Source organism: Acinetobacter sp. ABJ-A23_2 (assembly GCF_044538765.1).
Lineage (GTDB): Bacteria > Pseudomonadota > Gammaproteobacteria > Pseudomonadales > Moraxellaceae > Acinetobacter > Acinetobacter nosocomialis_A.
Genome location: NZ_JBIUCP010000007.1, coordinates 74,909 through 93,857 on the forward strand (window position 1 = coordinate 74,909; position 18,949 = coordinate 93,857).

An 18,949-nucleotide genomic window follows, 5' to 3' on the forward strand; every position below is an offset into this window, starting at 1 on the left:
AATTATTTATTTAACTCAGCCACACTATACATAGCGTCTGCTATGGTTTGATGACCAGATTTCGATAGGCCATCTGCCGCGCCCAAAATGTCTTGACGTTCTTTGTTTTGCCCAAGTTTTGATTTGCCTCGCAGCTTGGTAATTTCAATCTCAATACCTACAATGGCTTTTAACATCGGTTCAAGATAGTCCTTTGGTGCATCGGACATTTTCCATGGTTCAGGTTGAGATGCTTCGTGGGTACGAGTTAAACGAGCCACAACACCACGGACATATCGTTCATCATCTCGAATGGTTACTTTGCCATAAGCATGCACAACCCTATAGTTCCATGTCGGTACTTGTCTGTGCTGTTCATGTTTGGATGGGTACCAGTTTGGTGAAATATAAGCATCGCCTGCTTGAAATACGACCAGTACCTCATCTCCATTTTTAATGTCCTGCCAGACAGGATTAACTCTAGACACATGCGCACGTAGTAAACCAAATTCCCCTTCGCTTGCCTGTAATTCGAATGGAAGATGATTTGCATCTAAGCCATTACTTCCATGCGTAAAAAGCACACCAAATGGATATTCGGTAATAAGAGAATGCAATACATCCAAACGGTTTTCTGCATAATCATCGGGGATATACATGGCTAAAACCTCACTGTAAATATCAGGGTTATTTATATTTTGTGTTGTAAATTTTCTGGTTTCTGTGGTTTATTAAAAAGAACCACTTTGTATTTTTTTAAGTAGACCAGAATTATGGCAAGAATGGCAAAAGTTGTTGAACTTCCGTCGATTGCAAAGATTAATAAAAGCCAAGGAAAAATAAGTGCTCAACTGACCCAAGCTTTGCGTGAAGCTGTACAAAGTGGTGATTTACAGCCCGGCGATCCGTTGCCTTCTTCACGAGAACTGGCTCAAACACTTGGAGTCGCTCGCGGAACGATTATCGAAGCTTACGATCAGCTTTTAGCTGAAGGCGTTTTTGACTCTCAAGCACGAACAGGCACCTATGTGTCTCATGCTTTAACTAAAAAAACTACGCCGCAACATTCTCAAAAAGAAACCACACCCAGCTCAATCCCTTTGACGAAGTCGGCACTTTCTTATGCCCAAGTGCTTAAAGAGTTTAAACCACTTCCTCACGCCCCTTTTGCAGTATCTGTTCCCATTGCCCGCACCCAACCGAGCGACATCTGGCGTAAGTTTGGTAATAAATTTAGATCACGGGGAGCAGGTGCTCCATCAGGTTATGGTGAACCTCAAGGTGTATTATCACTAAGAATTGCTATAGCAGACTATATACGACGGTCACGTTCTGTCCACTGCGAACCTGAACAAATTGTGATTACGCCCGGCATTCAACAATCACTTTATATTTGCAGCCAAATTTTATTTGAGGCGAAAGATGAAGTCTGGATAGAAGATCCAGCTTATCGGGGTACAACGGCTATTTTTGAGCATGCTGTACAGAATATTCGAATGGTGCGTGTTCCTGTCGATGAAGAAGGTATTCATGTTGAAACCGGAATTAAACTTTCTAAACATGCCCGTGCTGCTTTTGTGACACCGTCTCACCAATATCCACTTGGCATGCCGATGAGTCTAGCTAGACGCACTGCTTTATTGGCTTGGGCAAAACAGCAAAATGCATGGATCATTGAAGATGACTATGACAGCGAACTCCGTTATAACGGTCAGCCCTTCCCATCTTTACAAGGCATGGCACCCGACCAAGTCATTTATCTGGGTACTTTCAGCAAAGTACTATTTCCTTCCCTTAGACTTGGCTATGCTGTGTTACCTAAAGAATTGGTAGCACCTTTTTGTGGGCTTAGAGTCTTAATTGATCGACATCCACCTGCAGCTGACCAGCACGTTTTGGCTGCTTTTATTCAAGAGGGTTATTTGGAACGACATATTCGACGTACTCGAAATGTCTATGCAGAAGTTCGAGAATACATTATTGGCTTGATTGAAAAATATATACCTCAAGAACTGGCTTGGTTACAACCCGGCGATCAAGGCATGCATATGGTGTTATGGCTTGCTCACCATATTAATGATATTGACGTTGCAAGCTCGGCAGTCGATGCAGGTATTGCCATCAAAGCAATTTCACCGACATTTTCAAAAGAGCAACAACGTCCAGGTTTAATTGTCGGCTTAGGCGATTTTGAACCCGAACTGATGCAACAAGCCATAAAAAAACTATCAAAGATTATTCAACAATATGACAAGCCGACTTAGACAAAGCCTACAATAACAGCCATAGATGAATCGCAAATGGCCCAATCAGTACCATTAAAATACCTGCAATGACCATGGTTAAACTGGCAATCACCCCTTCTTCACTATTGCGCTGCTGTGCTCTGACTGTACCAAAACCATGGGCTGCATTACCAAAGGCCGCCCCATTTGCTACGTTAGAACGGATTTTAGTAATCGCTAAAATCGCATCGCCGCAAATCATACCGACCAAACCAGTAATAACGGTAAATAGTGAAACCAATGCTGCCGAACCGTGAATATCTTCCGCTAAAATCATGGCAAAAGGTGTTGAAATAGAACGTGCCATTAAACTGTTGGTCACTTCTGGGCTAAAGTGGAACCACTGTGCCATCTCATAGGCTGACATCACACCTACACTCATCCCCACAATAATCGCAATTGAAAGGACTCCAAGGTTTTTACGAATCGTTTCCCGATAACGATAAATCGGTACAGCAAACGCAACTGTTGCAGGCCCTAATAAATTAACAATCCACTGCGTATCTTCAGCATAAGTTTGATATGAAATTCCAAAAATCGTCATCAAAATAATGGTGAGTACAGGCACACTAATTGCGGGCGATAACCAAAGTTTCGGATTTTTCTGATAGATTCGCTTTGCTACAACATAAGCGACCAAAGTCCAGATGAGACAAAGAATTGACCAAATATTCATGTCGGTTGCTCTTTAGATATGCTTATGTTGAAGACGTTTTCGAGCCTGTAAATAAGCTTTCAAACGATTGTAATAGTGAATCGTCAGACATGTACTGAGCATGACCGAAATGGTCCCAACCGCAATGCTCAAAACAATTTGCCATCCTTCGGTCATAAACAAGGTTTTATACTGCACTACAGCGACCACAACGGGCACGAAAAACAGCAACAGTTCACCTAAAACAACGGTTGCTCCCATTGCTACCTGATCCATTTTGATAATTTTAAAGAACAGGCATAGAAGCAATAAAAACATACCTAAAATGCCTGCCGAGACAGGTACGCCAAGTTTTTGATGTAAGAGATATCCGACGCACCAAAATCCAGCCAAAATCAAAATTTGTTTAACTAAAACTAAAAGTGAAGGTTGTGTGGGTGTGCCAGAAGCAGATTCAGTACTCATTTTGCGAAATTAAATGGTTAACTACACCATTATGCTATCTTGGTTAAAGCTGCTAAATATGAATTATTCATGCTAATATCATTCCAAAATGGAATAATTTATTCTTTATTATGCTTTCTCTAAAATCACTTCAGTGCTTCGTTACACTGGTAAAAACTAAAAGTTTTACCCGTACTGCTGAAGAGTTGTATCTGACTCAACCGACTATTAGTAAAATATTACAGCAGCTTGAAGAGCAGCTTCAGGTACAACTGTTGGTTAAACCTGATCATGGACGAAAAAGACAAATTGAACTAACTGAAATTGGAGAGCGCATTTATCAACATGCACTCGAGCTTCTTCAGGCAGAACAAAACATCTTTCTTGAAATTGAAAACTATCAACAATTAAAAACAGGAACTTTAAAACTTGGCGTTCCGCCTTTAGGCTCTCAGCTCTTAACAACTGCCCTATTTGATTATCATCAGCAATTGCCAGATATTGAATTAGCTTTTATGGAGGTTGGTTCACGTGGTATTGAACAAGCTTTGCTTAACAATGAACTAGACGTTGGCGTTTTATTGCAGCCTTTTGATGAGCAAATCTTTAATAGCATTGAGCTATGTAACTACCCTTTAATGGTTCTTTTACGTCGTGATGCGACTTGGGCAACCCGTAAAAAAATAAATCTAGAAGAGCTACAACACCAATCATTTTTAATGTTTCCTGAAAACTTCTCTTTAAACAGTATTATTCTCGATGCCTGTAAGCAGCATGGTTTTTACCCAACCATTGCTTGCCGTACCAGCCAATGGCACCTTTTGGCAGATATGGTGCTACAGCGAATGGGGATTGCACTTCTCCCGCAGTATTATACCGACATGCTTGACCCTAGTTTATTTGCAGCAGTTCCACTCGAAAAACCAAATATTCAGTGGCACTTAGTCATGGCTTGGAAAAAGAATCTTCCTGTCTCACCAGCGGTACAGGCATGGCTTAGTATTGTTCGTCAGCATTTTCAGCACATTAAGCCCTAACCTTGAACACTGAAATGGCTTAATTCAAAAACCGATAAAGCTTTTCCACAAAAAAGCTACCCAATCTTGGATCAGCTCACTTAGACTAGATCCGATTGTTTTATGACATGGACAATAACAATGAATAATGAACATTTTAAGCTGTACACAGACTCACAATTTCTAAGTCCCTACGCTTTTACAGTTTTTGTAGGGCTACATGAAAAACAAATTCCATTTGAAATAGCGACCATCAACTTAGGCCAGCAAGGCCAGTTTGAAAAATCTTATGTAGCAAAGTCATTAACTGCCAAAGTGCCGGTACTTGAACACAATGATTTTGCCTTATCAGAATCCTCCGCCATTTTGGAATATCTTGAAGAGCTTTATCCAAACACATCTATTTATCCAAAAGATATTCAAGCACGCGCAAGAGCAAGACAAATTCAGGCATGGCTCCGATCAGACTTAGTGGCACTAAGAACTGAGCGTCCAACCGATGTTATTTTTATTCAGCCCAAGTCCACTCCACTTTCAGAAGAAGGTCTAAAAGCTGCGGAGAAACTTTTCTTTGTTGCAGAAAAACTTCTTGCGTCTGATGCCGAATTTCTTTTTGGTTCATGGAGCATTGTGGATGCTGAACTTGCATTAATGTTGCAACGCCTTATTCAAAATGGTGATGCTGTACCAGAACGTTTAAAAAACTATGCATTACAGCAATGGCAAAGACCGACCGTACAAAAATGGCTTGCCTTGCGACATAAATAAATCCTTATATTTACACCAAACATGAGATAAAAAATGAGTGATTCAAACTATATTCCTCCACAAGTTTGGCAATGGACTGGAGAAAAAACCGATTTAAACCAACCTACCTCAGGTGCACGTTACGAGCATACACTTCCAGTAGGGAAACATCCGCTCCAGCTCTATTCTTTAGCAACGCCTAATGGTCAAAAAGTCACTATTTTATTAGAAGAGCTTTTAGCTCTAGGACACCAAGATGCTGAATATGATGCATGGCTGATTAAAATCGGTGAAGGACAGCAATTTGGTAGTGGCTTTGTAGAAATTAATCCAAACTCTAAAATTCCAGCATTGGTTGACCATAGCCAAAACCCGCCATTAAGAGTATTTGAGTCTGGCTCAATTTTGCTTTATTTAGCTGAAAAATTTAAGGCTTTCATTCCAACTGATATTGCTGCACGTACTGAATGTCTTAATTGGTTATTCTGGCAAATGGGCAGCGCGCCTTACCTAGGTGGTGGTTTTGGGCATTTTTATGCCTACGCCCCTGTCAAAATTGAATATGCAATTAACCGCTTTGCCTTGGAAACAAAACGCTTACTTGATGTATTAGATCAGCATCTAGCAAAGCATGAATATTTGGCTGGTTCTGAATATAGCATCGCTGATATTGCTGCATTCCCTTGGTATGGTGGTCTTGTTAAAAACTGGGTGTATAACGGCGCAGAGTTTTTAGGTGTCGATCAATATAAAAATGTTCAGCGCTGGGCAAATGCGATTTTAGCTCGCCCTGCAGTTCAACGTGGCCGTATGGTCAACCGTACTTTTGGTGATTTAGCTACGCAGTTGCATGAACGCCATGATGCAAGTGATTTTGAGACCAAGACTCAAGATAAATTGCAGAATCAGTCTTAAAAATATCATTCAGTTTTTGACTCACCCGCAAGATATTTCATTTTTGCGGGTATTCAAAGTTGGCAAAATAACTCGTATATAACTCACTCAGCCAAGCGACAAAAACTCGTACGCGTGGCGAGAGCTGCCGATGCTGCGGATATAGTGCAGAAACTGACATCTTCGGGATTTGCCATTCAGATAAAACCTCAACCAGTTGTCCGTCTTTTAACTCATTCGCTACATGATAGCGCGGAACCTGAATTAGACCTGCCCCACGTAAAGCAGATAATACATAGTTTTCAGCATCATTTACCGCGATCCAACTTTTCAAAAAATAATCTTGTTTTTTTCCATTCACCATTAATTCAAATGGATAATTCCGCCCGCCTGATGTCGAAAAGAAATTAACGCAATAATGTGATAACAAATCTTCTGGTTGCTGTGGCATTCCATGTTTATTTAAATAGTCAGGACTTGCGCAAATGACTTGTGGCATATCGACTAAATGTCTAGCAATTAAAGTGGAATCATCCAAACGCCCCGCTCTCACCACACAATCTATCCCTTCCCGAATCAGATCAACTAAACGATCGCCTGTACTAATTACGAGTTCAATGTCGGGATACAACTCGTGAAATTGATCGATATTGGGTAAAACAATTTTAGTCGCATGTGCGCCTGATAAATCGACACGTAGTAAACCTCGGGGCTGTGCAATTACATTACGTAAAGATGATTCGGCATCATCGAGTTCCGATAATATTTGTGTACAACGCTCATAAAATGCTTGTCCATCTAGTGATGGTCTTACATGCCGAGTCGTCCGTTCTAGCAAATGGCACTGTAAATTACTCTCTAACTCCTTAATGGCATTACTTGCTGTAGCGCGTGGGATATTTAGCTGATCGGCTGCCTGACTAAAACTACCCAGCTCTACGATGCGGGTAAAAAGTTGCAAGGTATCAAATTTATCCATGGTGCTCGCTTTTAACCTTGTCTATTATTAATAAATATGGAATTATCTTATCCAGTTATCAAGATTTATCCCATATTTCTATATTATTAAAATAAGCCATACCTACTCAAACAGGCAATCTAAAAATGAATATTTCAAAAAAGACAGCTCTGGTTACTGGCGCATCACGTGGTATTGGTCGTGCTATTGCTGAACGCTTAGCTCAAGATGGTTTTTATGTGATTGTTAACTATTCGGGCAATAAGGTTCATGCCCAAGCCACTGTAGATCATATTATTGAGCAAGGTGGTCAAGCCTCTGCTATTCAAGCGGACGTCTCAAATGAACATGAAGTGAGTCGTTTGTTTCAAGAAGCTAAAGCCATTAACGGTCAATTAGATGTTGTGGTTCATAGCGCAGGTATTATGCCTATGGCAAAAATTACACCTGAAAGTCTGCCAGATTTCGATAAAGTAATTCATACCAATTTACGTGGTGCTTTTTTAATATTGGCGCATGCGGCCGAAACAGTTCCAGATGGTGGCCGAATTATTACGCTTTCAACCAGTGTAATTGCTAAATCTTTTCCAGCATATGGTCCCTATATTGCGTCAAAAGCAGGTGTAGAAGGTTTGGTCCATGTGTTAGCAAATGAGTTACGCGGCCGAAATATTACTGTGAATGCCGTTGCGCCCGGCCCGACAGGTACTGACCTTTTTTACAATGGAAAAACTGAAGAGCAAGTGGCAGCTATTGCAAAACTTGCTCCATTGGAAAGAATCGGAACACCTGAAGAAATTGCCAGTGTAGTTGCCATGCTAGCTGGCCCAGATGGACGGTGGGTAAATTCACAAGTCATTCGAGTAAATGGTGGATTTTCTTAATGTTTAAAACCATATGGATTATTATAATTCATATGGTTTTTACCAAATGTTAAAATCTATCAAACATATTATTAGAAGAACTTTATAAGATTAATTAATACGGTTTTATATAAAATATTTAGCTTGCTTATTTATTAAAAAAATATATATAAATAGATATTACTTATTTTTGCTTATATTTAAAAACGCGTAAATTGAACAATAACAATCTGAATCGAAGATAAGGAATTATTTAAATGAATGCCAAATTAAATACAGAAAACCCATCTGGTTTTATCTCTTCGAGTTCTAATACATCTTTGTCAAAAGACACTATTCTTAGTAAAGCACAGCAATACGCACAAGACCATGTACTTAATTTTAGTGGCAGTTTATCACCTACTGATGCATGGCAGCTCGTACAACAAGGCGAAGCTGTTTTAGTTGATGTGCGTACCAATGAAGAACGTAAATTTGTGGGTTATGTCCCTGAAAGTGTTCATGTCGCTTGGGCAACAGGCACATCGTTTAACCGTAATCCACGCTTTTTAAAAGAACTCGAATCAAAAGTTGGCAAAGACAAAACCATTCTTTTGTTATGCCGTAGTGGCAACCGTTCAGCACAAGCTGCCGAGGCCGCATTTAATGCTGGTTTTGAGCATATTTATAACGTTCTTGAAGGCTTCGAAGGCGATCTAAATGATCAGCAACAGCGTAATCAGAAAAATGGCTGGCGCATCCATCAACTTCCTTGGCAACAAGACTAATATTTTAATCAATTTTCAGTGAATCAAGGAAAGCTTGTGACTCAATGGAACATTAATGCTGTTGTACAAGGTTTACAACAAGCAAGGCATGACTGGCGTCAGCAGCAACACAGAACCAAAGAATTTGGGGGCCGTGAACTTCCATCTAAAGAAGCGTTAAAAGCCATTTTAGATGACCTATGTGGAATTTTATTTCCAATGCGTTTAGGCCCTGCTGACTTACGTCAAGAAACTGAAGATTCTTATATTGCCTATACTTTAAATCGGGTACTCACAGCCTTACATGCTCAAGTACAACTGGCTTTAAACTATGAAGCAAAACGTCATTTGAGTCATTCGAACACAGTCCAACAACCAGACGAACTTGCTCAAAATATTGTGCAGGATTTTGCCAACACCTTGCCCTCTATACGACGTCTTTTAGACGGCGATGTGCGTGCTGCTTATGAAGGCGATCCGGCAGCGCATAGTGTGGATGAGGTATTACTTTGCTATCCGGGTATATTTGCGATTATTCATCATCGAATAGCGCATCAACTCTATGCCCAAGTGCCTTTATTGTCTCGCATTATTTCCGAGTTGGCGCATTCTGCAACCGGTATTGATATTCATCCGGGTGCAAAAATCGGTAAAGGATTCTTCATCGATCATGGTACGGGTGTGGTGATTGGTGAAACTAGTGTTATTGGAGAGCGTGTTCGTATTTATCAGGCAGTGACCCTTGGAGCAAAACGATTTGAAACCAATGATGATGGTGGTTTGAAAAAAGACTATACACGCCATCCAATTGTTGAAGATGACGTGGTGATCTATGCAGGTGCCACTATTTTAGGTCGAATTACGATTGGTCGAGGGTCCATTATTGGGGGAAATGTCTGGCTTACACATAGTATTCCCGCAGGAAGCCAGATTTTACAATCACCACTGGAGTCTTATCAAAAAAATCCAGAATTTAAATAAATCGTATTCACAATTTTATATATAAGAGTTTTAACCAATATATTAAAAACATGAATTTGGTATATATAAATCAGTTTATTACTTATTTATATTAAATTTTCATAAACATATGCTTATTCATAATAAGTGAACTGTATTCATTTATTTATACCTTATTCATATTTTGAAAATCGAATATTTAATTCTAATCTGTTAACACGATAATTTAAAAATTTAACATTTTATAACCAAGCCACTGTAATAAGGAAAAATGATTCATGGCGAAAAATACTGACAAAGCACAACTTGCACTGGGGGACCACGCAGCCCGTCAACTGGCCAATGCAACCAAAACTGCTCCCCAACTTTCTACAATTACTCCCAGATGGCTGACTCACTTACTTCAATGGCTTCCTGTTGAAGCAGGTATCTACCGCTTAAACCGTGTAAGTAATACCGATGATATTCAAGTCGCTTGCACACAACGTGATGAAGCAACTTTACCTCAAACTTTTGTTGATTATGACCCAGAGCCACGCGAATACTTTTTAAATGGTGTATCTACTGTTTTAGATGTACATACACGTGTTGCTGACCTTTACAGCAGCCCACACGACCAAATTAAAGAACAGCTTCGTTTAACGATTGAAACCATTAAAGAACGTCAAGAAAGTGAGCTTATCAATAACCCTGAATACGGTTTACTGGCAAGTGTGACAGATGACCAACGTATATCGACTTTAAATGGCCCACCTACTCCAGATGATCTTGATGATTTGTTACGTAAAGTCTGGAAAGAACCGGGATTTTTCCTAGCACACCCTGATGCGATTGCAGCATTTGGACGTGAATGTACACGCCGTGGTGTACCACCTCCAACGGTTAGCTTATTTGGTTCGCAATTCATTACATGGCGTGGTATTCCACTCATTCCATCAAATAAAATTCCTGTAGAAGATGGCAAAACTAAAATCTTGCTGCTTCGTGTTGGTGAAAAGCGTCAAGGGATTGTTGGTTTATTCCAACCAGGTCTTGCTGGTGAACAGTCACCAGGGCTTTCAGTACGCTTTATGGGAATCAACCGTAACGCGATTGCGTCGTATCTAATCTCATTATATTGCTCACTTGCAGTATTAACAGACGATGCTTTGGCAGTGTTAGATGATGTGGAGGTGGACAAATATCATGACTACCCAGTTAACTACAAGTAATCTGCAAGGTAGTCCAACGGGACCTGAAGTGACTGGTGTTAACCCACCAGCCAACTTCCCTGATGAGTCCACCATTGCTCGACTTGCTAATGAGTTTTTTTCAGCAGTGCCAAGCTCAAGCAGTTCGACTTCTTCATCGGGCCTTAACTTGGACTTACCTGTCGGAGCGCCACCTCACCCACCGCAACCGGGTGAACCATTTTCTGCACTCAGTGGTCGTGCGCCCAATATCGCCTTTCAGAAAAGTCTCAATCCGGAATATCCTGAGCATATTCCAAATTTGCCAGACTACCCTGAACGTCGAATTGTAGCGTCTGCGCCTGTGGTGGGTGGAGCTAATTTGCCACGCCCACCATTTGAACCACATTTGCCACAAGCTGCTCATAGTGAACCCAATGTGCCACGCATTGAACCAAACTTACCCACTGGTACAGGTGAATCACCTTATTATTTTTTAAATGATTTTTCTGCTCCCAATGCAGCAGAACCATCTGTTAAAGGTGTTGAAGATAATTATTCGGTTGCACAGTCTTTTCAATTGCCACATGGTGACCAGCTGAAATCATTGCTGACGGAAGATCGTTTTGCAACGAACACGCCTCCCCAAAGTTCGGCAAGCTCTGCATTTTATTTTTTAGACTTGCCTCAAAGTGGACAAAGTTATAGTCACTATCAACCATCGCAACCCACTTTTGTAGCAAGTAGTGCTCAACCATTCGATGTGCATGCCATACGTCGCGATTTCCCAATTTTACAGGAACGCGTCAATGGCCGCCCTCTAGTTTGGTTGGATAATGCTGCGACCACACAAAAACCGCAGCGCGTGATTGATCGGATTGCTTATTTTTATCAGCATGAAAACTCAAATATTCACCGTGCTGCCCATGAGTTAGCGGCTCGTGCAACCGATGCCTATGAGCATGCAAGAAATGTAGTTGCCCGATTTATTGGTGCACCCTCTTCTAAAGAAATTATCTTTGTTCGAGGAACAACCGAAGGCATTAACCTGATTGCAAAAACATGGGGTGAGCAAAATATTGGTGAAGGTGATGAAATTATTGTTTCTCACTTAGAACACCATGCCAATATTGTGCCTTGGTATCAACTCACTAAAAAAACTGGAGCTAAATTAAGAGTCATTCCTGTGGATAACACGGGCCAGATTATTTTAGAAGAGTTGCCAAAACTGATTAATGAACGCACTAAACTGCTGTCAATTACTCAAGTTTCGAATGCATTAGGAACAGTCACACCTGTTGCTGAAGTCATTAAAATTGCGCATGCCAAAGGTGTACGTGTTTTAGTTGATGGTGCTCAATCTGTTTCGCACATCCCTACCGATGTACAAGCTCTCGATGCAGACTTTTTTGTGTTTTCTGGACATAAAGTGTTTGGACCGACGGGTATTGGCGCAGTCTATGCAAAACCAGAGTTGCTAGAAAGCATGCCTGTTTGGGAAGGCGGCGGTAACATGATTCAGGATGTTACCTTCGAACAAGTAGTTTACCAACCTGCACCAAACAAGTTTGAAGCTGGAACTGGAAACATTGCCGATGCTGTCGGATTAGGCGCTGCGCTTGAATATGTCGAAAGTCTAGGCATTCATAACATTGCTCGCTATGAACATGATCTACTCGAATATGGTCAAAATGCACTGAGCAGTGTGTCTGGTTTACGCTTGATCGGAACAGCGCATCACAAAGCCAGTGTTATGTCCTTTACCTTACAAGGCTATTCAACTGAACAAGTCGGTAAAGCTTTAAATCAACATGGTATTGCGGTACGTTCTGGGCACCACTGTGCACAGCCAATTTTACGTCGTTTTGGTGTAGAACAGACCGTGCGTCCGTCTTTGGCTTTTTATAATACGACTGAAGAAATTGATTTATTGGTGTCAGTGTTACATCAACTGACGCGTAATAGGCGTACGAGCTAAATTTATTTAAAAAAGACTGCTTTTGAGCGGTCTTTTTTTATGGATTATTTATTAAAACTACTTGAGCTCAAAAGTTATATATGAAGTAACAAGTCAAAGTAGCTATCACAGAGGAGTCTTATTATTTTAAATTCAATTTCTGAATTAGCATTCGGCTCGAGCTAAAAGTCATTAATACTCTAGACAATTTAAAGTAATTATCACAGCGGAGTCTTGTTATTTTAATTTCGATTCCTAGATTAACCTTCGGCTCGTGCTAAGAGTCATCTACAGCCTGCCCATAATTTATAAAAATAATGTTTTTGCAACTTCTGTAGATGACAAAGTTTTTTGGTTACTTTTTCCAAAAAAAGTAACAGAATTAGCTACTTTCTTCCGATGAATAAACGGTAAGACTCCGTCGCGACAGTCCATCCACTTATAAAGAAAACTAACTTAAACAAACAATCCCCAAATCAATCTCAATGCAATCCCAATTAATAAAACTCCCATTACCCGCTCAAAGTAAACCCCAAATTCCAAAAACCGTTTACGTACAATAGGCTGTGCAAACAGTACACTCACCACCATAAACCAGATGGCATTGACCATACACATCCAGACCCCATAAAAAACCTGAACTTTCATTGGTGTAGCCGTACTTACAATCGTCGTAAAAATTGCTAGAAAAAAGATGGTGGCTTTTGGGTTTAACGCATTGGTAAGAAAACCCATCGTAAAAGCTTTAAACAAACTCGGAGTGTCACTGTCTGCTTGGCCATTAATCTCAATATTGGTATTCGGTTGGCTACGTAAACACTGCCATCCTAAATATACTAAATAAGCTGCCCCCGCTGTTCTGATCAGTGACATGAGCCATTCGCTTTGTTGAATTAAGAAACCAATACCAACCAGTGTATAAAACACATGCACTGAAATTCCGACACCAATACCAATTGCGGTTAGACATCCAATTAAGTAGCCATAACGTACACTTTGTCTTACCGTAATCACAAAATCTGGTCCTGGTAAAATCACCGCCATAAAATGAATAAGAGCTAGCGTTAAAAACTCATGTCCATACAACTGCCACATAACAATTTAGTTTCCTGAAAATCACAGAAAAGATTGTATTGCGATTTTTTAGACGCGATAATCCAATCAAAATCCAAATAACTTTTGCCTCATGAGCACAAATCAAAGTCTGGTTCTGTTAAATGAAATGGCGACTTTCGTTAAGGTTGTCGAGTCGGAAAGCTTTTCTGAAACTGCACGCCAGCTTGGTACAACACCTTCTGCTGTGAGCCGCGCGATTGCTCGATTAGAACGTGCTTTAGGCACCCGCTTACTCTATCGGACCACACGGAAACTTCGTTTAAGTGAAAGTGGACAACAGGTTTATCAACGTTGTTTAGATATGGTGAATGCTGCGCAAGCAGTCATGGAAAGTTCGGGGCAATTTCATGTTGAACCCGAAGGTATTATTCGTATGAGTGTTCCAAAAGCTGTGGGGCATTTTATGATTCATCCGCATTTACCCGAGTTTTTAGAACGCTACCCGAAAATTGATATTCAAATGCTTTTAGAAGATCGTTATGTAGACCTGATTGATGATGGCGTTGATCTAGCGCTTCGAATTACAGAGCAACCACCGGGTGGCCTTATGGGCCGAAAGCTCATTGATATTGATCACTTGGTTTGTGCCACACCTGAATATTTGGTAAAGCATGGCACACCGAACCACCCTCATGATTTAAAGCAGCATGAATGTATTTACTTAGGTGAACAAGCCAGTGACTCAAAATGGAAATTTCAACAAGGAAATAAATCGATCAGTGTGGCTGTGCGTGGTCGTTATGCAGCAAACCATACGGGTGTGCGTTTGAGCGCCGCATTACAGCATTTAGGTATTGCAAGCTTGCCGTACTTCGTTGCACGCCATGCTCTACAACAAGGTACCTTAGTTCAGGTTTTACCAGATTGGTATTTTAAGACCTATTATAGTGGTGGGCTGTGGTTACTTTACCCACCGACACGGCATGTCCCACCTAAATTGAGTGTGTTTATTCAATATTTGGCAGATAAATTAGCAGCAGAGCCGACTTTATTTAAGTTAAAGTAATATAGAGTCAAGGAATTAGCACGATGGAATCCTACCTTTTAACCTCTAAAGCAAGCAGCTAATTCTGTTACTTTTTTTGAAAAAAGTAACCAAAAAACTTTCTCATCTACAGAACCTGACCACTGTTTCCATCTATAAAAAATATTGCAAAAACATTCTCTTTATAAATTATGGGCAGGCTGTAGATGAATCTTAGCTCGAGCACAGACTATCTAGAGTTCAGATCGTTATTAGCACGATTACTCAACTAATAGATCTTTTGGATTAATTGTATCGCCATAGACTGGTTTCAAAGTTTTTTCATAAGCTTGATGAATCACGCCTTCTTTTGCCAATTTCTCTAAATCTTGGTTCAACCAGTCCAGCAACTCTTTATCACCTTTTTTCACTGCTGGTGCAATTAAGTCCTGCTCACCTAAATTGGTAATGCCAACAGTGTAATTTGGATTTTCTTTAGCCCACGCTAAAACCAGCAAGTTATCATGGGCAAGCGCAGCACCACGTCCATCTTTTAAAGCATCAAAAGTTTCAGTGTTTTGCTCATATTTTTGTAGTTTAATTTCAGGATGAGTCTTGGTGAAGAATGAATCAGCCGTTGTACCTTTGTTTACCAATAAAGTTTTATCTTTAAGTTGAGCCACATCGGTAATCGGATGGCTTTTAGGAGAAACCACACCTAGTGCCACTTTTAGGTAAGGCTTAGCAAAATCGACAACTTCCTTACGTTCTGGCGTAACAGTAAAGTTGGCAAAAATAATATCTACTTTATTTGCTTTTAAATATTCAACACGGTTAGCCGCTTCAGTTAAAACAAACTCAACTTTGTTTTCATCACCCAGTAGATCTTTCGCAACATGCTTAGCAATTTCTACATCAAAACCTTGATTTTTACCTTGAGCATCTAAATATCCAAATGGCGGTTTATCACTAAATACGCCAATTCGTACCACACCATTCTTTTTGATCTGTTCAATACTTGACGTAGTTTGTGTGGTATCAGCCGTTTTTTCAGTAGACTGAGTTCCTTTGTCACATGCAACCAAACCTAAACTCAGTAAAGACGCAGCTAAAATATGCTTTACGTTTTGAAATGTTAATGTTGTCATTATTTCACCCTCTCGTTCTTGTAAAAGTCTTATTTAGAATCGCAGCGCCTACTTTTAGGCACTGCTCTAGTGATATCGAAAATTATTGACCTACATCTAAAAACACATTCGGATTGACCGAGTCACCGTAAATTGGCTTCAAGGTTTCATCATAAATTTTCTTGATTTCACCGCTTGTTCTGAGCTGCTTAATTTCAGTATTGAGCCAATTCAATAATTGGGTATTGCCCTTTTTAACTGCTGGTGCAATAAACTCTTGATCACCAATAGACTGAATACCTGCAACATAACTTGGGTTTTTCGCGGCCCATGCCAAAGCATAGGTACTATCTTGTGAAATCGCGTCACCACGACCATCTGTTAAGGCTTTAAAGGCATCCGAGTTTCTTTCAAACTTGAGTAAATTCACTTTTGGATAATGCTTGGTAAAGTAGGTATCCGAACTTGTGCCTTTATTTACAATTAAGGTCTTACCTTCTAATTGAGCAATGTCGGTAATCGGCTTGGCTTTAGGCGAGACAATCCCAAAAGCACCTTTTAAATAAGGTTCAGCAAAATCTACAACTTCCTTACGTTCTGGCGTTACTGTAAATGTCGCGAACACCACATCGGCACGGTTCGATTTTAAAAACTCCACCCGATTTGAAGCTTCAGTCACAATAAACTCAACTTTCTTTTCATCACCAAGCAAGTCTTTGGTCACCCTTTTTGCTAGAGCCACATCAAAGCCCTGATTATTCCCCGCACTATCTACATAACCAAACGGCGGATCATCTGCAAAAACGGCAACGCGTAGAACCCCATTTTTTTTGACTTGTTCTAAAGAATGGTCTTCTTGAGCATTACTTGCCTGTTCAGTTGATGGTGTTTTACTACATGCAGTTAATAAAACCCCAGCAACAGCAAAACTGCTTAATATTTTTATTGAATTACGTTTAAACATTCACTTCCTCATGATTCAAATAATAAAAATTTAGTACGACAAAATATTTAAGAAAGCTTTCGCTCGTTCTGTTTTCGGCTGTTCAAAAAATTCTTCTGGTGAAGCCTGTTCAATAATCTTGCCCTTATCCATAAAAATAATGCGGTCAGCAACCTTACGGGCAAAGGACATCTCATGTGTCACAATCAACATGGTCATTCCTTCATTCGCCAATTTCAGTACTACATCGAGCACTTCCCTAACCATTTCTGGGTCAAGCGCAGCGGTAATTTCATCAAGTAAAATCACCTGAGGTTGCATGACCAATGAACGGACAATGGCAATACGCTGTTTTTGTCCACCAGAAAGTTGTCGTGGATAATCAAGTTTTCGCTCAAACAGTCCCACTCGCTTTAGCAACTCATCTGCTACTTGTTCTGCTTCATCGCGGTGGCGTTTTTGTACTTTGAGTGGTCCGAGCAAGATGTTGTCAATGACGTTCATATGCCCAAATAGCTCATAGTTTTGAAAAACCATGCCAATTTTTTGACGAGCATTAGTCCAGTCCACATCTTTACCGAGCACACCTGAGCCAGTTAAACGAATCTCGCCACCCTGAATCGGTTCTAAGCCGTTAATACAGCGCAATAAGGTACTTTTACCACAGCCCGATGGACCTAAAATAACAACCACCTCTCCTTGTTCTACATCCAGATCAATGCCCTGTAAAATATGACTTTGTGCAAATGATTTCTGTAATTGTTGTATCGATAACAAAGGCATAATTACTCCCAGACCTTTTCTAAATGTGCTGCCAAACGAGATAAGGGATAGCAAATCAGAAAATACAAAATAAAAATAAAGCCATAAATCCAAAGAGAAGCGCTCGGCACGGTCAACAGCGAATTTTCAATAATTTGCTGGCCAACTTTAATGACCTCAACCACACCAATCAGGACTGCCAAAGAGCTGGTTTTCACCATTCGAGTAAACAAATTAATCGCGCCTGGTGTTACTCGTTTTAGACTTTGCGGAAAAATGACGTAGATCAAAGCTTGAACGTGGGTAAGTCCGAGCGCATAGGCCGAATCGCGTTGATGCTGATCAATCGAAGTAATGGCTGCACGAACCAAATCGCCCATTTCTGCCGTACCCCATAAAACAAATACAACAACGCACACCCACATTGCTGAAAACTGCCAGTTAAACCATGTCGCAAAGCCGAAATAAAACACAAATAGCAAAACTAAAATTGGAATGATTCGAATAGCTTCTAAATACAGACGGCACAGCGCTTTAACGACAATGTTTTTAGAAGTCATAATGACGCCGAAAACTGTGCCAAAAATTGCAGAAAAAAACACCGAAATAAAAGCAATTTTTGCAGTTGCCCAAAGTCCCCACATTAAACGTTCGAGGTGACTCGCTTGAAATAGATAATCAAGTTCCATGGCTCACCTTCCGACTTCTGTGCTCCAGATAACTGGTTAAAATAGACACGGGCAATAAAATAATCAGATAAGCCATGATAAGTAAGAACAAAGCTTCGGTGGTTTTATAGTCCATACCAATTAAGTCTTTGGTGACAAAAAGCAGCTCAACAACAGCAATGGCACTCACCACAGAACTTTCTTTAATTAGAAATAGGCAATTTGCCCCTATTGCCGGAATTGAAATGGCAAGCGCTTGAGGGAAAATGACATATCTAAAAATTTGAATCGGTTGTAGACCAATACTTTTTGCAGAGTCAATCTGCCCTTTTGCAACAGATTGCAAACCGGCTCGGAAAGCTTCGGCCATATAGCTTCCACCTAAAAAAGTCAGTCCGATCACACCGCAAGTGAAACCATCGATTTTGATACCGAGTTTTGGCAAACCGTAATACAAAAAGAACAGTTGAATTAATAAAGGGGTATTTCGAGATAACTCAATATAGAACTGGGCAATTCTATTTAGCACCCGCACGCGATATGTGATTAAAATGCTGCAAATCAGCCCTACAATAATCGCCAAAATAATGCTGATAATTGAGATTTTCAGCGTGGTCAAAGTTGCAGAGAAAAATTGCGGCAACACACTATGGATATACTGCCAGTTCAAGGAAAATTCCAACAAATAATATTAAA

At 40.3% G+C, this 18,949-nt stretch carries 21 protein-coding genes and 1 pseudogene; 11 read left to right on the forward strand and 11 right to left on the reverse strand.

Translation table 11 applies throughout. The features are described 5' to 3' along the window. Positions 1-2: 2 nt before the first annotated feature. Positions 3-638, reverse strand: a complete 636-nt coding sequence (locus tag ACH63V_RS04300; protein WP_396462847.1) for an FMN-binding negative transcriptional regulator — start codon at positions 636-638, stop codon at positions 3-5. A 114-nt stretch (positions 639-752) separates the two neighbouring features. Here ACH63V_RS04300 and ACH63V_RS04305 point away from each other — a divergent pair, with 114 nt between their 5' ends. Then, entirely contained in the window at positions 753-2,243 is a 1,491-nt protein-coding gene (locus ACH63V_RS04305; protein WP_396462848.1) for a PLP-dependent aminotransferase family protein, read from the forward strand. Between the two features lie 7 nt (positions 2,244-2,250). Here the strand turns inward: ACH63V_RS04305 and ACH63V_RS04310 are convergent, their stop codons facing one another. Both ACH63V_RS04310 and ACH63V_RS04315 read right to left on the reverse strand, forming a co-directional pair. Next, complete coding sequence (locus ACH63V_RS04310; protein WP_004792992.1) at positions 2,251-2,940, reverse strand: LrgB family protein; 690 nt, start codon at positions 2,938-2,940, stop codon at positions 2,251-2,253. Between the two features lie 12 nt (positions 2,941-2,952). Continuing rightward, positions 2,953-3,384 carry a CidA/LrgA family protein gene (locus ACH63V_RS04315; protein ID WP_202732552.1) on the reverse strand — a complete coding sequence of 144 codons (432 nt, stop codon included), beginning with the start codon at positions 3,382-3,384 and terminating at the stop codon, positions 2,953-2,955. 110 nt (positions 3,385-3,494) lie between these two features. Here ACH63V_RS04315 and ACH63V_RS04320 point away from each other — a divergent pair, with 110 nt between their 5' ends. From ACH63V_RS04320 to yghU, 3 genes are all read left to right on the forward strand, one after another. Next, positions 3,495-4,400, forward strand: coding sequence for a LysR substrate-binding domain-containing protein (locus tag ACH63V_RS04320; protein ID WP_343569506.1), 906 nt, complete (start codon positions 3,495-3,497; stop codon positions 4,398-4,400). A 120-nt stretch (positions 4,401-4,520) separates the two neighbouring features. After that, positions 4,521-5,147, forward strand: a complete 627-nt coding sequence (yfcF, locus tag ACH63V_RS04325; RefSeq protein ID WP_396462849.1) for a glutathione transferase — start codon at positions 4,521-4,523, stop codon at positions 5,145-5,147. 33 nt (positions 5,148-5,180) lie between these two features. Beyond that, a complete protein-coding gene (gene yghU / locus ACH63V_RS04330) occupies positions 5,181-6,041 on the forward strand; it encodes a glutathione-dependent disulfide-bond oxidoreductase (RefSeq protein WP_396462850.1) in 861 nt (286 codons plus the stop codon). 37 nt (positions 6,042-6,078) lie between these two features. Here yghU and ACH63V_RS04335 read toward each other — a convergent pair whose 3' ends face one another. Next, the gene (locus ACH63V_RS04335) at positions 6,079-6,999 is read right to left on the reverse strand and encodes a LysR substrate-binding domain-containing protein (RefSeq protein ID WP_396462851.1); all 921 of its coding nucleotides are present in this window, start codon (positions 6,997-6,999) and stop codon (positions 6,079-6,081) included. A 125-nt stretch (positions 7,000-7,124) separates the two neighbouring features. Between ACH63V_RS04335 and ACH63V_RS04340 the strand changes: the two genes are divergently transcribed. The 5 genes from ACH63V_RS04340 (at position 7,125) to ACH63V_RS04360 (ending at position 12,694) form a co-directional block, all read left to right on the forward strand. Then, positions 7,125-7,862, forward strand: a complete 738-nt coding sequence (locus tag ACH63V_RS04340) for an SDR family oxidoreductase (protein WP_396462852.1) — start codon at positions 7,125-7,127, stop codon at positions 7,860-7,862. 236 nt (positions 7,863-8,098) lie between these two features. After that, the gene (locus ACH63V_RS04345) at positions 8,099-8,608 is read left to right on the forward strand and encodes a rhodanese-like domain-containing protein (RefSeq protein WP_396462853.1); all 510 of its coding nucleotides are present in this window, start codon (positions 8,099-8,101) and stop codon (positions 8,606-8,608) included. An 18-nt stretch (positions 8,609-8,626) separates the two neighbouring features. Beyond that, complete coding sequence (gene epsC, locus ACH63V_RS04350; protein ID WP_111853681.1) at positions 8,627-9,568, forward strand: serine O-acetyltransferase EpsC; 942 nt, start codon at positions 8,627-8,629, stop codon at positions 9,566-9,568. 257 nt (positions 9,569-9,825) lie between these two features. Then, positions 9,826-10,758, forward strand: a complete 933-nt coding sequence (locus ACH63V_RS04355; protein ID WP_005304322.1) for a family 2A encapsulin nanocompartment shell protein — start codon at positions 9,826-9,828, stop codon at positions 10,756-10,758. Then, positions 10,733-12,694: a family 2A encapsulin nanocompartment cargo protein cysteine desulfurase gene (locus ACH63V_RS04360; RefSeq protein WP_396462854.1), complete on the forward strand. Its 1,962-nt coding sequence runs from the start codon at positions 10,733-10,735 to the stop codon at positions 12,692-12,694. The genes ACH63V_RS04355 and ACH63V_RS04360 overlap by 26 nt, the downstream gene beginning before the upstream one ends. 256 nt (positions 12,695-12,950) lie before the next feature. Here the strand turns inward: ACH63V_RS04360 and ACH63V_RS04365 are convergent. Both ACH63V_RS04365 and ACH63V_RS04370 read right to left on the reverse strand, forming a co-directional pair. After that, positions 12,951-13,041: pseudogene (locus ACH63V_RS04365) on the reverse strand (hypothetical protein). 88 nt (positions 13,042-13,129) lie between these two features. Next, on the reverse strand, positions 13,130-13,768 hold the full coding sequence (locus tag ACH63V_RS04370) for a LysE family translocator (RefSeq protein WP_192836781.1): 639 nt from the start codon (positions 13,766-13,768) through the stop codon (positions 13,130-13,132). A 91-nt stretch (positions 13,769-13,859) separates the two neighbouring features. On the opposite strand from ACH63V_RS04370, the gene ACH63V_RS04375 reads away from it, so the two are divergent. Both ACH63V_RS04375 and ACH63V_RS04380 read left to right on the forward strand, forming a co-directional pair. Continuing rightward, a complete protein-coding gene (locus tag ACH63V_RS04375; protein ID WP_396462855.1) occupies positions 13,860-14,795 on the forward strand; it encodes a LysR family transcriptional regulator in 936 nt (311 codons plus the stop codon). 76 nt (positions 14,796-14,871) lie between these two features. Beyond that, on the forward strand, positions 14,872-14,991 hold the full coding sequence (locus tag ACH63V_RS04380; protein ID WP_396462856.1) for a hypothetical protein: 120 nt from the start codon (positions 14,872-14,874) through the stop codon (positions 14,989-14,991). Positions 14,992-15,034: 43 nt separating this feature from the next. Here ACH63V_RS04380 and ACH63V_RS04385 read toward each other — a convergent pair whose 3' ends face one another. The 5 genes from ACH63V_RS04385 to ACH63V_RS04405 all read right to left on the reverse strand — a co-directional run bounded on the left by ACH63V_RS04385 (position 15,035) and on the right by ACH63V_RS04405 (position 18,923). Beyond that, positions 15,035-15,901, reverse strand: a complete 867-nt coding sequence (locus ACH63V_RS04385; protein WP_000209982.1) for a cysteine ABC transporter substrate-binding protein — start codon at positions 15,899-15,901, stop codon at positions 15,035-15,037. A gap of 82 nt (positions 15,902-15,983) precedes the next feature. Next, positions 15,984-16,844 (reverse strand): transporter substrate-binding domain-containing protein, encoded by an 861-nt coding sequence (locus tag ACH63V_RS04390; RefSeq protein WP_000476779.1) that lies wholly within the window; start codon positions 16,842-16,844, stop codon positions 15,984-15,986. 30 nt (positions 16,845-16,874) lie between these two features. Further along, entirely contained in the window at positions 16,875-17,606 is a 732-nt protein-coding gene (locus ACH63V_RS04395) for an amino acid ABC transporter ATP-binding protein (protein WP_004747520.1), read from the reverse strand. 2 nt (positions 17,607-17,608) lie between these two features. Continuing rightward, positions 17,609-18,274, reverse strand: a complete 666-nt coding sequence (locus tag ACH63V_RS04400; RefSeq protein ID WP_000418066.1) for an amino acid ABC transporter permease — start codon at positions 18,272-18,274, stop codon at positions 17,609-17,611. Beyond that, a complete protein-coding gene (locus ACH63V_RS04405) occupies positions 18,264-18,923 on the reverse strand; it encodes an amino acid ABC transporter permease (protein WP_001104469.1) in 660 nt (219 codons plus the stop codon). Before ACH63V_RS04405 ends, ACH63V_RS04400 begins: the two co-directional genes overlap by 11 nt. Positions 18,924-18,949 lie beyond the last annotated feature (26 nt).

Excerpts from the sequence above, each read along its gene's own strand:
- ACH63V_RS04305 (WP_396462848.1), top strand. The coding sequence starts at position 753 with ATGGCAAGAATGGCAAAAGTTGTTGAACTTCCGTCGATTGCAAAGATT.
- ACH63V_RS04385 (WP_000209982.1), bottom strand. The coding sequence starts at position 15,901 with ATGACAACATTAACATTTCAAAACGTAAAGCATATTTTAGCTGCGTCT.
- ACH63V_RS04390 (WP_000476779.1), bottom strand. The coding sequence starts at position 16,844 with ATGTTTAAACGTAATTCAATAAAAATATTAAGCAGTTTTGCTGTTGCT.
- ACH63V_RS04400 (WP_000418066.1), bottom strand. The coding sequence starts at position 18,274 with ATGGAACTTGATTATCTATTTCAAGCGAGTCACCTCGAACGTTTAATG.
- ACH63V_RS04300 (WP_396462847.1), bottom strand. The coding sequence starts at position 638 with ATGTATATCCCCGATGATTATGCAGAAAACCGTTTGGATGTATTGCAT.
- ACH63V_RS04340 (WP_396462852.1), top strand. The coding sequence starts at position 7,125 with ATGAATATTTCAAAAAAGACAGCTCTGGTTACTGGCGCATCACGTGGT.
- ACH63V_RS04355 (WP_005304322.1), top strand. The coding sequence starts at position 9,826 with ATGGCGAAAAATACTGACAAAGCACAACTTGCACTGGGGGACCACGCA.
- yghU (WP_396462850.1), top strand. The coding sequence starts at position 5,181 with ATGAGTGATTCAAACTATATTCCTCCACAAGTTTGGCAATGGACTGGA.
- ACH63V_RS04360 (WP_396462854.1), top strand. The coding sequence starts at position 10,733 with ATGACTACCCAGTTAACTACAAGTAATCTGCAAGGTAGTCCAACGGGA.
- yfcF (WP_396462849.1), top strand. The coding sequence starts at position 4,521 with ATGAATAATGAACATTTTAAGCTGTACACAGACTCACAATTTCTAAGT.
- ACH63V_RS04395 (WP_004747520.1), bottom strand. The coding sequence starts at position 17,606 with ATGCCTTTGTTATCGATACAACAATTACAGAAATCATTTGCACAAAGT.
- ACH63V_RS04370 (WP_192836781.1), bottom strand. The coding sequence starts at position 13,768 with ATGTGGCAGTTGTATGGACATGAGTTTTTAACGCTAGCTCTTATTCAT.
- ACH63V_RS04335 (WP_396462851.1), bottom strand. The coding sequence starts at position 6,999 with ATGGATAAATTTGATACCTTGCAACTTTTTACCCGCATCGTAGAGCTG.
- ACH63V_RS04320 (WP_343569506.1), top strand. The coding sequence starts at position 3,495 with ATGCTTTCTCTAAAATCACTTCAGTGCTTCGTTACACTGGTAAAAACT.
- ACH63V_RS04345 (WP_396462853.1), top strand. The coding sequence starts at position 8,099 with ATGAATGCCAAATTAAATACAGAAAACCCATCTGGTTTTATCTCTTCG.
- ACH63V_RS04310 (WP_004792992.1), bottom strand. The coding sequence starts at position 2,940 with ATGAATATTTGGTCAATTCTTTGTCTCATCTGGACTTTGGTCGCTTAT.
- ACH63V_RS04375 (WP_396462855.1), top strand. The coding sequence starts at position 13,860 with ATGAGCACAAATCAAAGTCTGGTTCTGTTAAATGAAATGGCGACTTTC.
- ACH63V_RS04315 (WP_202732552.1), bottom strand. The coding sequence starts at position 3,384 with ATGAGTACTGAATCTGCTTCTGGCACACCCACACAACCTTCACTTTTA.